We start from the raw sequence: 14,486 nt of genomic DNA, 5'->3' as shown, positions 1-14,486 counted from the left end.
TCTCAAGTCGCTCACCACTTTCGCTTGCCGCGCGGCAGCCGGCCGGACAATCCGCGAAAACCCGCACCCGCACCGCCGGCAGGGGCTGCGACGCCTGCCAGAAGGTGCGATAATCCGTCAATTCACCGCATTCCAGGCATACCTCGATGGCTATTACGCTCAAAAACGAACACGATATCGCCGAGATGCGCGTCGCCTGCCGTCTCGCGAGCGAAGTGCTCGACTTCATCACGCCGCACGTCGTCGCGGGCATCACGACCGCCGAACTCGACCGCCTCTGCCACGAGTTCATGCTCAACGAACAGGGCACGATCCCGGCACCGCTGAACTACCAGCCGCCCGGCTATCCGCCGTACCCGAAGGCCACCTGCATTTCGGTCAACGACGTGATCTGCCACGGCATTCCCGGCGAGAAGGTGATCAAGAACGGCGACGCGCTGAACATCGACATCACCGTGATCAAGAACGGCTACTTCGGCGACACCAGCCGGATGTTCATCGTCGGCGAGGGTTCGATCCTCGCGAAGCGCCTCGTGCAGACCACCTACGAATGCATGTGGCTCGGCATCGACCAGGTCAAGCCCGGCGCGCACCTCGGCGACATCGGCTACGCGATCCAGAAACACGCGGAAGCGCAAGGCTACAGCGTCGTGCGCGAATACTGCGGCCACGGCATCGGCACGGTGTTCCACGAGGATCCGCAGGTCGTCCACTACGGCCGTCCGGGCACCGGCATCGAACTGAAGGCCGGGATGATCTTCACGATCGAGCCGATGATCAACGCCGGCAAGCGCGACATCCGCACGATGCCCGACCAGTGGACGGTCAAGACGCGCGACCGCAGCCTGTCGGCGCAGTGGGAGCACACGGTGCTCGTCACCGAAACCGGCTACGAGGTGCTGACCGTGTCGGCCGGCACGCCGGCACGCCCCGTGTTCGCGCAACCGGCCGCCGCGGTCTGAGCGCCTTCGCGCCAGCCCGCCCTATCCGCACCACCTGCACCTGACCGGCCGCCCATGAGCGCTCACGCCGCCCCCTCGCCCGACGCGCTGTCGCGGCGCGCCGAATTCAAGGCCGCCAAGACGGAGATGCTCGAGCGCTTTCGCCGCGCGACGAACGTCGCGTCCCTGATGCACGCGCTGTCGAAACTCACCGACGATGCGCTCAAGCGCGTGTGGGACGACTGCGGGCTGCCCGCGACGCTCGCGCTCGTCGCCGTCGGCGGCTACGGGCGCGGCGAGCTCGCACCCTATTCCGACGTCGACATCCTCGTGCTGCTGCCCGATGCGCACGACCCCGCGCTCGACGCGCGCATCGAACGCTTCATCGGGATGGCGTGGGATCTCGGCCTCGAGATCGGCAGCAGCGTGCGCACGGTCGCGCAGTGCATCGAAGAGGCGTCGCAGGATGTCACGGTGCAAACGTCCCTGCTGGAAGCGCGCCGCATCGTCGGCAGCACCGCGCTGTTCGAGCGCTTCACGGTGCGCTACCACGAGGCGCTCGACGCCCGCGCGTTCTTCACCGCGAAGGTGCTCGAGATGCGCCAGCGCCACGCGAAGTTCCAGGACACGCCGTACAGCCTCGAGCCAAACGTGAAGGAAAGCCCCGGCGGGCTGCGCGACCTGCAGACGATCCTGTGGATCGCGCGCGCGGCAGGCTTCGGCAGCAGCTGGCGCGAACTCGACACGCGCGGCCTCATTACCGATCGCGAAGCGCGCGAGCTGCGCCGCAACGAAGGCTTCCTGAAGACGCTGCGCGCGCGGCTGCACGTGATCGCCGGCCGCCGCCAGGACATGCTCGTGTTCGACCTGCAGACGCAGGCGGCCGAGAGCTTCGGCTACCAGCCGACGCAGACCAAGCGCGCGAGCGAGCAGCTGATGCGCCGCTATTACTGGGCCGCGAAAGCCGTCACGCAGCTCGCGACGATCCTGATCCAGAACATCGAGGCGCAGCTCTTTCCCGCGACGAGCGGCATCACGCGCGTGCTGTCGCCCGACCGCTTCGTCGAGAAGCAGGGGATGCTCGAGATCGTCGACGACGGCGTGTTCGAGCGCCATCCCGACGCGATCCTCGAAGCGTTCCTGCTGTACGAGACGACCCGCGGCGTGAAGGGCCTGTCCGCCCGCACGCTGCGCGCGCTGTACAACTCGCGCGAGATCATGAACAACGCGTGGCGCCGCGATCCGCAGAACCGCGACACGTTCATGCGGATCCTGCAGCAGCCCGAAGGCATCACGCACGCGTTCCGGCTGATGAACCAGACGAGCGTGCTCGGCCGCTATCTGCTGAACTTCCGCCGCATCGTCGGCCAGATGCAGCACGACCTGTACCACGTGTACACGGTCGACCAGCACATCCTGATGGTGTTGCGCAACATCCGCCGCTTCGCGGTGGCCGAGCACGCGCACGAATATCCGTTCTGCAGCCAGTTGATCGGCAACTTCGAGCGCCCGTGGGTGCTGTATGTCGCCGCGCTGTTCCACGACATCGCGAAAGGCCGCGGCGGCGATCACTCGACGCTCGGGATGGCCGATGCGCGGCGCTTCTGCCGCGAGCACGGCATCGCCGGCGACGACGCGTCGTTGATCGTGTGGCTCGTCCAGCATCACCTGACGATGAGCCAGGTCGCGCAGAAGCAGGACACGAGCGACCCCGAAGTCATCAAGCGCTTTGCCGAAGTCGTCGGCAACGAACGCTACCTCACCGCGCTGTACCTGCTGACGGTCGCCGATATCCGCGGCACGAGCCCGAAGGTGTGGAACACGTGGAAAGGCAAGCTGCTCGAGGACCTGTACCGCATCACGCTCGCAGTGCTCGGCGGCGCCAACCCCGACGCGCATTCGGAGCTGAAGTCGCGGCAGGAGCAGGCGCTCGCGCTGCTGCGCCTCGAGACCGTGCCCGAGGACGCCCATCGCGCGCTGTGGGACCAGCTCGACGTCGGCTTCTTCCTGCGTCACGACGCAGCCGACATCGCGTGGCAGACACGCGTGCTGTACCGGCACGTGAACGCCGAAACCGCGATCGTCCGCGCGCGGCCGTCGCCGATCGGCGACGCGCTGCAGGTGCTCGTGTACGTGAAGGATCGCCCCGACCTGTTCGCGGGCATCTGCGCGTATTTCGACCGCAACGGGCTGTCGGTGCTCGACGCGCGCGTCAGCACGACGCGGCACGGCTACGCGCTCGACAACTTCATCGTCACGCAGACCGAACGCGACGTGCGCTACCGCGACATCGCGAATCTCGTCGAACAACAGCTCGCGTCGCGGCTCACCGAAACCGCACCGCTGCCGGAGCCGTCCAAGGGCCGCCTGTCGAGGCTGTCCCGGACGTTTCCGATCACGCCGCGCGTCGACCTGCGGGCCGACGAGCGCGGCCAGTACTACATCCTGTCCGTGTCGGCCAACGACCGGCCGGGCCTTCTCTATTCGATCGCGCGCGTACTCGCCGAGCATCGGATCGGCGTCCACGCGGCGCGGATCAATACGCTCGGCGAACGCGTCGAGGACATCTTCCTGCTCGCGGGTGCCGGCCTGTCCGACAACCGCCTGCAGATCCAGCTTGAAACCGAGTTGCTGCGTGCGATCGCAGTCTGAATGAATTCCAGCGTTTATGCGCACCAAACTAACCGTCAAGAATCCGAAGCCGGCGTCGCCGACCCGCGCCCCTGTCCGCTCCGGCAGCCTCGTCGCCCGCAAGGCGGTGCGTCCCGCTGCGCCGCCCGCAGGGGACAAGCCGGCCCGCCCGAAGAAGGCCGCCCCGGCCGCCGCCGGCGAACGCTCGTTCAAGCCGCGCGGCGCGGCCGGCGCCGAGCGCCCGGGCGCGGATCGCGCACCGGCCAAGCGTGCGCCGCGTGACGGCGGTGCCGAACGCGGCACGCGCGCGCCGTATCGCGACAACGCGGCCGGCGAAGGGGCGAAGCGCAGCTTCGGCGATCGCCGCACGTCGTCCGATCGTCCGCCGCGCCGTGATGACGACGCACGTCCGCGTCGCGCAGGTGGCGACGACGACAAACGCTCGTCCTATCGCGACAAGGCAGCCGGTGAAGGTGCAAAGCGCAGCTTCGGCGACCGCCGCCCGTCGTCCGATCGTCCGCCCCGCCGCGATGACGATGCACGTCCGCGTCGCGCAGGCGCCGACGACGGCAAGCGCCCGTCCTATCGCGACAAGGCAGCCGGTGAAGGGGCAAAGCGCAGCTTCGGCGACCGCCGCCCGTCGTCCGATCGTCCGCCCCGCCGTGATGACGATGCACGTCCGCGTCGCGCCGGTGGTGAAGGCGGCCCGCGTACCCCCTATCGCGACAAGGCAGCTGGTGAAGGTGCAAAGCGCAGCTTCGGCGATCGCCGCCCGTCGTCCGATCGTCCGCCCCGCCGCGATGACGATGCACGTCCGCGCCGTGCAGGTGGCGACGACGACAAACGCTCGTCCTATCGCGACAAGGCAGCCGGTGAAGGTGCAAAGCGCAGCTTCGGCGACCGCCGCACATCGTCCGATCGTCCGCCGCGCCGCGATGACGATGCCCGTCCGCGCCGCGCTGGCGCCGACGACGGCAAGCGCCCGTCCTATCGCGACAAGACGGCCGGCGAAGGCGCGAAGCGCAGCTTCGGCGACCGCCGCCCGTCGTCCGATCGTCCGCCGCGCCGCGATGACGATGCCCGTCCGCGCCGCGCAGGCGCCGACGACGGCAAGCGCCCGTCCTATCGCGACAAGACGGCCGGCGAAGGCGCGAAGCGCAGTTTCGGCGACCGCCCGGCCCGCCCTGCGCGCGACGGCGAGCGCCGCTCGTTCGGTGCGGTCAAGACCGCGCAGCCGGTCAAGCGCGCGGCGGCCGACGTCGACTACGGCGACGAAACGGGCCTGATGCGCCTGTCGAAGCGGATGTCCGAGCTTGGCATGTGCTCGCGCCGCGAAGCCGACGAATGGATCGAAAAGGGTTGGGTGCTCGTCGACGGCGAACGCATCGACACGCTCGGCACCAAGGTCCGCGCCGACCAGAAGATCGAGATCGACGAGCGCGCGAGCGCCGCGCAGGCCGCGCAAGTGACGATCCTGCTGCACAAGCCCGTCGGTTACGTGTCGGGCCAGGCGGAAGACGGCTACGAGCCGGCAGCCGTGCTGATCACGCGCGCGAACCGCTGGAGCGGCGACCATTCGCCGGTACGCTTCTCGCCGCAGCACCTGCACGCGCTCGCACCGGCCGGCCGCCTGGACATCGATTCGACCGGCCTGCTCGTGCTGACGCAGAACGGCGTGATCGCGAAGCAGCTGATCGGCGAGCAGTCGGATATCGACAAGGAATACCTGGTGCGCGTGCGCTTCGGCGAACGGCTGATCGACATCGACCAGCACTTCCCCGCGGAATCGCTCGCGAAGCTGCGCCACGGCCTCGAGCTCGACGGCGTCGCGCTGAAGCCCGCGATGGTGAGCTGGCAGAACGGCGAGCAGTTGCGCTTCGTGCTGCGCGAAGGCAAGAAGCGCCAGATCCGTCGCATGTGCGAACTGGTGGGTCTCGACGTGATCGGCCTGAAGCGCGTCCGGATGGGCCGCGTGATGCTCGGCGCACTGCCGCAGGGGCAATGGCGCTATCTGTCGGCCGACGAGACGTTCTGACCGCCGGCGCGCCACACGTGCGCCATGCAATGAAAAAGCCCGCGCAAGCGGGCTTTTTCTTGTCTGCGAGAAACCGGGAAAGCAGAGGGATCAGTCGTCGGAAGCCGGATCGAGCCCCGGGAACAGCACTTCCGTGAAGCCGAAGCGCGTGAAATCGGTGATCCGCATCGGATACAGCTTGCCGATCAGGTGGTCGTATTCGTGCTGGACGACACGTGCGTGAAAACCGTCGGCGACACGATCGATCTTCTCGCCGAACTGGTCGAAGCCGCTGTAGCGCACCTTCGCGTAGCGGCTGACGACGCCGCGCATGCCCGGCACCGACAGGCAGCCTTCCCAGCCCTCCTCCATGTCCGGCGGCATGTATTCGACCTTCGGGTTGATCAGCACGGTCTCGGGCACCGGCGGCGCTTCCGGGTAGCGGTTGTTGTTGCCGAAGCCGAAGATGATGATCTGCAGCCCGACGCCGATCTGCGGCGCGGCCAGGCCGGCGCCGTTCGCATGGTGCATCGTCTCGAACATGTCCGCGACGATCTCGTGCAGCTCGGGTGTATCGAACCGCTCGACCGGCTTGGCGACTTCGAGCAGGCGCGGATCGCCCATCTTCAGGATCTCGCGAATCATGGCGTATTGCCCTCCAGGAGTTGGTGCAGGCCGTCTTCGTCCAGCACGGGGATGCCGAGTTCCTCGGCCTTCGCGAGCTTGCTGCCGGCTTCGGCGCCCGCGACCACGTAATCCGTCTTCTTCGATACCGAACCGGCCACCTTCGCGCCCGCCGCTTCGAGCATTTCCTTCGCGGCATCGCGCGTGAGCGTCGGCAGCGTGCCCGTCAGCACGACGGTCTTGCCGGCCAGCACGCCCTGCGGCGCCTTCGGCGCGGGCGGCCCTTCCGGCCACGTCACCTTGCCCGGTGCGCGCAACTGCTCGATCACGGTCCGGTTGTGCTCTTCCGCGAAGAACTGATGAATCGACTCGGCGACGATCGGCCCGACGTCGTTGACTTCGAGCAGCTCTTCGATCGACGCGTCCATGATCGGCGTGAGCGAGCCGAAATGCTTCGCGAGATCCTTCGCGGTCGATTCGCCCACGTGGCGGATACCGAGCCCGTAGATGAAGCGCGCGAGCGTCGTGTGCTTCGCCTTCTCGAGCGAGTCGAGCAGGTTCTGTGCGGACTTCTCGGCAAACCGGTCGAGCTCGGCGAGCGTCGCAAAGCCGAGATTGAACAGGTCGGCCGGCGTGCGCACGAGATTCAGTTCGACGAGCTGGTCGATGATCTTCTCGCCGAGACCGTCGATGTCGAGCGCGCGGCGCTGCGCGAAGTGCCACAGCGCCTGCTTGCGCTGCGCCGGGCAGAACAGGCCGCCCGTGCAGCGCGCGATCGCCTCGTCCGGCAGGCGCTCGATCTTCGAGCCGCACACCGGGCATTCGGTCGGCATCACGAATTCGGCCGCATCGGCCGGGCGCCGGTCGAGCAGCGCACCGACCACCTCGGGGATCACATCGCCGGCGCGGCGCACGATCACGGTATCGCCAATCCGGATGTCCTTGCGGCGCACCTCGTCCTCGTTGTGCAGCGTCGCGTTGGTCACCGTCGCCCCGCCGACAAACACCGGCTCGAGGCGCGCGACCGGTGTGATCGCGCCGGTGCGCCCGACCTGCACGTCGATCGCGACGAGCTTCGTCAGCGCTTCCTGCGCGGGGAACTTGTGAGCAAGCGCGAAGCGCGGCGCACGCGACACGAAACCGAGGCGCTCCTGCTCGTCACGCCGGTTGACCTTGTAGACGACACCGTCGATGTCGTAGGGCAGCGACTCGCGCTTCTCGCCGACCTTGCGGAAGAAGTCGAGCAAGCCCTCGGCGCCCTGCACGACCGCGCGCTCGCGGTTCACGGGCAGGCCGAGCGACTCGTACCAGTCGAGCAGCGCGCTGTGCGTATCGGGCATCGGCATCCCGTCGAGCACGCCGATCCCGTACGCGAAGAACGACAGCGGACGCTGCGCGGTGATCTTCGAGTCGAGCTGGCGCAGGCTGCCGGCCGCCGCGTTGCGCGGGTTCGCGAATTCGCGCTGCTCGGCCGCGCGCTGGCGTTCGTTCAGGCGTGCGAAATCGCGCTTGAACATCAGTACCTCGCCGCGCACGTCGAGTACGGCCGGCACGTTCTTGCCCTTCAGCTTCAGCGGAATCGAGCGGATCGTGCGCACGTTCTCGGTCACGTCCTCGCCGGTCGTGCCGTCGCCGCGCGTCGACGCCTGCACGAATACGCCCTGCTCGTAACGCAGCGAGATCGCGAGACCGTCGAACTTCAGTTCGCACGCGTAGTCGACCGGCTCCGTCACCGAACCGGCGAGATCGGTCGCCTTGTCGAGCGCATCGGCGACGCGCTTGTCGAACGCGACGATGTCCTCGTCGGCAAAGCCGTTGTTCAGCGACAGCATCGGCGCGTCGTGGACGACCGGCGTGAAGCCGCCGGCCGCCTCGCCGCCCACGCGTTGCGTCGGCGAATCGGGCGTCACGAGTTCGGGATGATCGGTTTCGAGCTGCTGCAACTCGCGAAACAGTCGGTCGTACTCGGCGTCGGGCAGATCCGGCTGATCGAGCACGTAGTAGGCGTAGTTCGCCCGCTCGAGTTGGTCGCGCAGCCATGCGGCGCGCGCGTCGGGCTGGCTGGCTGGCGGTTCGGCTTGGGTTCGGGCCATGCTGGCGGCAGATTCGTTCTGAGAAAATCGGATGCCCGATTATCTCAGTTTGCCGCCGTGGCGGGGCGCGCAAAACGCGCCCGATGCGCGTGCTGCAGCGCAAACAGCGAGGTGTGCGCCGCAGCGACGAACGGCGGCCCCGAAGCCCGCCGCCCGTGCGCTCGCGTTACTGGCTGAAGAGGCGGCGCGTGACCGGCGAACCGGCCGGGATGCCGGCTTCCTCGAGCTTCGCGTACAGCTTCATCAGTTGCTGGTCGATCGCGACGAGCGTCGATTCCGGCAGCGGCCGGCGCGAATCGTCGACGACCCGCGCACCGATCCGTTCGGACAGCGACTTCGCGTAGTCGCACATCAGCCGGAACGGCAGGATGTCCTCTTCGGCGACGGGCACGTCGAGCACCAGCGTGATCATGTTGCCGCCCTTGTACGTGAGGTCGTCACGCAGGAAGTTCGTGTCGCCGAACTGCAGCATGAACACCGGGTTCTGCTTCGCGTCGAGCTTCACGAAACGCGTGCCGTCGCGCGACAGCAGCAGCCCGTCCTGCGACGCGACCGCCTGCACGTAGTTCGCCGACCACGGCGCGCCGTCCGACATCACGTTGATCGACAACTGGGCGTCGCATTGCGCGGCAAACGCGTCGAGTTCGCGCGCCATCGCGACCGTTTCCATCATGTCCGGGAATTCCGGCGCGCCGTCGATCGCGTCGGCGAACTGCTGGACGCCCGTCACGAATTCGGAGAACTCGAGCTCGTTCAGCGCGCCGCTGCGGTTCGCGAGCTGCGCGGCCGCGCGCAGTTCCTCGTAGCGCACGCCGTTCTGCAGCAGCTCCCACTGGCCGCCTTCGGGCTTGCCTTCGATATGCACGGGCTTGCTGCCCGCGCGGCGCAGCCGCTGCGCGGCCGGCAGGATCTTGTCGCCCGGCAGCAAACCGGTGAGGCGGATCGGCACGATGCAGTCGATCCGGCGGTCGACGATCGCCGGCGGTGCCGACGAGATCGTCGTCGCGGCCGGCAGCACGGGTTCGACCGGCTCGGCCGCTTCAGCGTGCGTGTCGTGCGCGGCGGCCGGCACGGTGTCTTCGCCGGCAACCGCGTCGACCGGCTCGGCCGGCGACTCGACGCCGGTCGCCTCGGCCTGCAGATCGGCCGGCATGTCGGCAGGCGCCGCACCGCCGAAGGTCGGCTCGACGCGCGCGACTTCCGCCGACGCGGCAGCCGCAGCAGCCGGCGCCGCAGGCTCGCGCCGCACCGGCTGACGCACCGGCTCGATGAACGGCAACTCTTCGTCGCGCTCGGGGCGGTTCATCGCCTCGGCCGCTTCCTCCGGCATCGGGCGCGGCATCCTGCGCCGCACCTTCGCGCCCTGCCATGCGTTGTAGACCACGACGCCGCCCACCACGACGGCGCCCGCGCCGATCAAACCGAGTGTCAACTCGTCCATGCACGCTCCATCAGCAATTCTTGTTCGTCGGAACCGCGAACGGGCGCCCATGCGCCGCGCGAACGCGGTCCGGTTTCGTCAAACGTCAATTCTGGGCAAAACCCGCGGCGGTTTCCATGTCCACCGCGACGATCCGCGACACGCCCTGCTCCTGCATCGTCACGCCGATCAGCTGCTGCGCCATCTCCATCGCGATCTTGTTGTGCGAGATGAACAGGAACTGCGTCTTGTCGGACATCGCGCGCACGAGATTCGCGAAACGCTCGGTGTTCGCGTCGTCGAGCGGCGCGTCGACCTCGTCGAGCAGACAGAACGGCGCCGGATTGAGCTGGAACATCGCGAACACCAGTGCGGTCGCGGTCAGCGCCTTCTCGCCGCCCGACAGCAGGTGAATCGTCGCGTTCTTCTTGCCGGGCGGCTGCGCCATCACCTGCACGCCGGCATCGAGGATCTCGTCGCCCGTCATGATCAGCTTCGCCTGGCCGCCGCCGAACAGGCGCGGGAACAGGTCGCTGAAGTGACGGTTGACCTCGTCGAAGGTGCCTTGCAGCAGCGTGCGGGTTTCCTGGTCGATCTTGTGGATCGCGTCCTCGAGCGTCGTGATCGCGTCGATCAGGTCGGCCGACTGCGCATCGAGGAACACCTTGCGCTCGCTCGCGGCCTTCAGCTCGTCGAGCGCGGCCATGTTCACCGGGCCGAGCGCATTGATCGCGTTGTTCAGGCGCGTGACCTCGCCTTGCAGGTACGACGGCTTCAGATCCGGCGTGAGCTTCTCGCGCAGCGCTTCCTCGTCGACCTCGGCCGCGGTCAGTTGCTCGGCGAACTGCTCGACCGCCAGGCGCGCGGCCTGCTCCTTCAACTGCAATTCGGTGATGCGGTCGCGCAGCGGCTGCAGCGAGCGCTCGGCGACGAGCCGCTGCTCGTCCGACGCGCGCAGCTTCGCGGTCAGGTCGTCGAGTTCGATCCGCGCGGCCTGCAGCGCCTCTTCCTTCACCGCACGAACTTCGAGCGCGTCCTGCAGGCCCGTGTGCGCGGTCTGCTCGTTGATCGTCTCGAGTTCGGCGCGTGCGTCTTCCAGCGATCCGGCAACACGTTCGCTCTGCTCGTGCGCGACCTGGATGCTGCGCTTGAGTTCGTCGATCCGCGTCACCGCGTTGCGCGCGGCGAAGCGTGCGTCGTTCGCGCCGCGCTCCAGGTCACGCGCTTCCTGACGCGCCTGCGTCAGCGATTCGTCGAGCGCTTCGAATGCGAGCTGGTTGTCCTCGAAGCGCGCCTGCAGCTCCGCGAGTTCGCCGTCGAAACGTTCGAAATTCGCTTCCGATTCCGCGCGCATCGCGCGCTGCTCTTCGATCTGCGCGCCGATTTCCTCGAGTTCCTCGCGGATCTGCGTGCTGCGCTGCGTGTAACGTTCGTGCGCCTGCGCGAGCTTCAGCACGTCCATCTGCAGCGCGTGCACGCGTTGCGTCGCACGCTCGGCCTGTGCGCGCACGTCGCCGAGCGCCTGCGTGGCCTGCGTGTGCGCGGCTTCCGCGCGCACGGCCGCCGTGCGCGCCTCGTCGGCGAGCAGCGCCTGCGCACGCACCTGGCGCGTCAGGTTTTCGATTTCCTGCTGGCGGGCCAGCATCCCGGCCTGTTCCGAATCGGCGGCATAGAGCTGCACGCCGACGCGCGTGACGACATGGCCGGCCTTGACGACGAACGCGCCGCCTGCCGGCAGCTGCGTGCGCGTCGCGAGCGCCTGTGCGACGTCGTCGGCGACATACACGTTGCCGAGCCAGTCGTTCAGCACCGCACGGATGCCCGCATCGTCGATGCGCACGAGCGACAGCACCGGACGCAGGCCCGCCACGGCCGCGGGCGGTTCGCCGGCCGCGGGCGGCGCATAGAACGCGAGCTTTGCCGGCGGCGCATCGGTCGCGAATGCCTTCACCCAGTCGAGATTCGACACTTCGAGCGCGGCGAGACGCTCGCGCAGCACGGCCTCGAGCGCCGCTTCCCAGCCGGCCTCGACGTGCAGCTTCTTCCACAGGCGCGGCAGCGCGCCGAGCTCGTGCTTGTCGAGCCACGGCTGCACCTTGCCTTCGGTCTGCACGTTTTCCTGCAGTTGCTTCAACGCGGCGAGACGCGCCTCGAGCTGGTGGATCTGCGCGGCCTCGGCCTGCACGCGCTCCTGCGCGGCACGGCGTTCGCCATCGAGGCGCGGCACCGTTTCCTGCGCGTCGGCGAGGCGCGCCTGCGCTTCGGCAAGGATCTCTTCCTGCTCGGCCAGCTGCATGCGCAGCTCTTCGAGCTGGGCCTCGTCCGGCGCGTCGAGCCCGCCCGCTTCGCTCTTCAGGCGCTCATGGCGCTGCTGAAGCTGCTGAAGCTGCTGGTCGGCGTTGCGCTGGTGCGCGGCCTCGAGTTTCAGCGACTGTTCGGTCTGCGCGATCCGCGCGCGCTCGTCGTTGAGCTGCGCCTGCGCATCGCGCCATTTCGCTTCGAGCGCCGGCAGCGCGTCGTGCTTCGCGGCGGCGTTGTCTTCGGCGAGCGCGGCCTTCTCGTCGGCCATCGCGCGCGCTTCCTCGGCTTCCTCGAGCTCGTCCTGCGCCTTCTCGGCCTGCGCGCGCCATTGCTCGCGCTGCGCGTTCAGCGCGGCGATCTGCGCCTGCACGCGATTGCGCGATTCGACGATGAACTTGATCTCGGCTTCGAGGCGGCTCACCTCGGCATTCGCCTCGTAAAGCGAACCCTGCGCGCCCTGCATCGCGTCGCTCGCCGAGTAATGCGCGACACGCAGCGTCTCGAGCTGCGCCTCGACCTCGCGCAGCTTCGCCGTCTGCGCCTCGAGGTCGATCTGCGCCTGTTCGATCGCGCGCTGCTGCTTCTGCTGCTCGCCCGCGGCCTCGTTCTTGCGCAGCAGCCACAGCAGGCGCTGCTTCTCCTCGCCGTCGGCGACGAGTTCCTTGTACTTGGTCGCGACGACGGCCTGCGCCTCGAGCTTCTCGAGGTTCGCACCGAGTTCGCGGACGATGTCCTCGACGCGCGTCAGGTTCTCGCGCGTGTCGTGCAGGCGGTTCTCGGTTTCGCGGCGGCGCTCCTTGTACTTCGAGACGCCCGCGGCTTCCTCGAGGAACACGCGCAGCTCTTCCGGCTTCGCCTCGATGATCCGCGCGATCATGCCCTGCCCGATGATCGCGTACGCACGCGGCCCGAGGCCCGTGCCGAGGAAGATGTCCTGGATGTCGCGGCGACGCGCCGGCAGGTTGTTGATGTAGTAACTCGACGTGCCGTCGCGCGTGAGCACGCGCTTCACGGCGATCTCGCCGTACTGGCCCCACTGGCCGGCCGCGCGGCCGTCGGAGTTGTCGAAGATCAGTTCGACGCTGGCCCGGCTGCCGGGCTTGCGGGCGGTCGAGCCGTTGAAGATCACGTCCTGCATCGACTCGCCGCGCAGCTCGGAAGCGCGCGACTCGCCGAGCACCCAGCGCACGGCGTCGATGATGTTGGACTTGCCGCACCCGTTCGGGCCCACCACGCCGACAAGCTGGCCCGGAACCTGGAAATGCGTGGGATCGACAAAGGATTTGAAGCCAGCGAGTTTGATCGAGCTCAGACGCACGGCGGTATCGGATGTGAAGAAGGTGTGAAACGGACGGAGCCGCACTGCGCGAGGCCGGACGGCCCATGCGCGCGACGCGCCCCGGAATTCAAAAGCGGGGCCGCGCGCATCCAGCGTTGGGCCCCGCAAACGGCTTCCATCATACCATCGCGCGTGCACCGTCCCGACCGTCGCCGGGTTTGTCCGGTGCCGGCGCGGCAGGATGGACCCGGCTCGACAGCAGCGTGGCCAGCACGATGCACGCGCCGCCCGCCCACTCGCGCGCGGTCGGCAGCTCGTTCGCGAACACCCACGCCGACAGCGCGGTGATCACGATCTCGAACAGCATGATGATCGACGCACGGTTCGCCGGCACACGCGCGAGCCCGTACTGCACGAGCAGGTTGTTCGACGCCATCGTCACGCCGATCGCGACGATGATCAGCGCGGCGACACCGAGCTGGCCGCCCGCCGGCGCAGCCGGCAGCCCCTCGAACAGCGACGCGATCGCGCCGAACACGGCCGCGCCGCCGAACAGCGTCGCGGTGCGCATCTCCGCGCGCATCTCCGGCAGTTCGCGGCTCGCCTTGATCACGAGCACGTTGCTCATCGCGAAACTCAGCCCGGCAGCGAGGCCGGCCCATTCGGCCGGGCTGGCCGGCAGCGGCAGGCCGAGCGCCGGCGACCACAGCATCAGCATCGCGCCGCCGATCGACAGCGCCGCGAGCCCCGCGCCGGCCCAGGTCAGCCGCTCGCGCAGCAGGAAGTGCGCGTAGATCGCGGTCCACGCGGGGGTCAGGTAGAACAGCAGCATCACGCGCAGCACTTCGCCGTGGATCGTGCCCCACACGAACCCGAGGTTCGTCACGCCGGCCGTCACCGCGATGCCGGCCAGCACCCAGTGCCAGCGCAGCGTCGCGATCGTGCGGTGCCGCGCGACGATCACGAACAGGAACGCGACGAGGCTCGTCAGCGCGCTCGCGAGCGTGCCCGTCACGCCGAGCGACGCAAGGATCCGCAGCGGATACCAGATCAGGCCCCATACCGAGGCGCCGATCAGGATGGCCAGCGTCGGCAGGCTGCCGCGTACCGCGTTATTCATTTGGTTCGATACCCTTTATTCGACCGGCCCGGCCGCCGTTCCGGCAGGCCGTGACCGCGTTCC

At 68.4% G+C, this 14,486-nt stretch carries 8 protein-coding genes; 3 read left to right on the top strand and 5 right to left on the bottom strand.

The window, feature by feature from the left end; translation table 11 throughout:
* Positions 1-146: 146 nt before the first annotated feature.
* The 3 genes from map to E9536_RS09490 are packed head-to-tail and all read left to right on the top strand — an operon-like array spanning position 147 to position 5,607.
* Positions 147-962 (top strand): type I methionyl aminopeptidase, encoded by an 816-nt coding sequence (gene map, locus E9536_RS09500; protein WP_021159103.1) that lies wholly within the window; start codon positions 147-149, stop codon positions 960-962.
* A gap of 54 nt (positions 963-1,016) precedes the next feature.
* Entirely contained in the window at positions 1,017-3,593 is a 2,577-nt protein-coding gene (locus E9536_RS09495) for a [protein-PII] uridylyltransferase (RefSeq protein ID WP_027787088.1), read from the top strand.
* A gap of 16 nt (positions 3,594-3,609) precedes the next feature.
* A complete protein-coding gene (locus tag E9536_RS09490) occupies positions 3,610-5,607 on the top strand; it encodes a pseudouridine synthase (RefSeq protein ID WP_136469775.1) in 1,998 nt (665 codons plus the stop codon).
* Between the two features lie 90 nt (positions 5,608-5,697).
* Here the strand turns inward: E9536_RS09490 and def are convergent, their stop codons facing one another.
* The 5 genes from def to E9536_RS09465 all read right to left on the bottom strand — a co-directional run bounded on the left by def (position 5,698) and on the right by E9536_RS09465 (position 14,423).
* The gene (gene def / locus E9536_RS09485; RefSeq protein ID WP_059532269.1) at positions 5,698-6,231 is read right to left on the bottom strand and encodes a peptide deformylase; all 534 of its coding nucleotides are present in this window, start codon (positions 6,229-6,231) and stop codon (positions 5,698-5,700) included.
* Positions 6,228-8,303: an NAD-dependent DNA ligase LigA gene (gene ligA / locus E9536_RS09480; protein ID WP_027787085.1), complete on the bottom strand. Its 2,076-nt coding sequence runs from the start codon at positions 8,301-8,303 to the stop codon at positions 6,228-6,230. Before ligA ends, def begins: the two co-directional genes overlap by 4 nt.
* 166 nt (positions 8,304-8,469) lie before the next feature.
* Entirely contained in the window at positions 8,470-9,744 is a 1,275-nt protein-coding gene (locus tag E9536_RS09475) for a cell division protein ZipA C-terminal FtsZ-binding domain-containing protein (protein WP_119337957.1), read from the bottom strand.
* 85 nt (positions 9,745-9,829) lie between these two features.
* A complete protein-coding gene (gene smc, locus E9536_RS09470; protein ID WP_027787083.1) occupies positions 9,830-13,342 on the bottom strand; it encodes a chromosome segregation protein SMC in 3,513 nt (1,170 codons plus the stop codon).
* 139 nt (positions 13,343-13,481) lie between these two features.
* Positions 13,482-14,423, bottom strand: a complete 942-nt coding sequence (locus tag E9536_RS09465; protein ID WP_136469774.1) for a DMT family transporter — start codon at positions 14,421-14,423, stop codon at positions 13,482-13,484.
* Positions 14,424-14,486: the final 63 nt, after the last annotated feature.

The sequence above is a fragment of the Burkholderia sp. LS-044 genome, assembly GCF_004803625.1.
Classification (GTDB): Bacteria; Pseudomonadota; Gammaproteobacteria; order Burkholderiales; family Burkholderiaceae; genus Burkholderia; species Burkholderia cepacia.
This window is presented reverse-complemented; position numbering and strand designations above follow the sequence as displayed.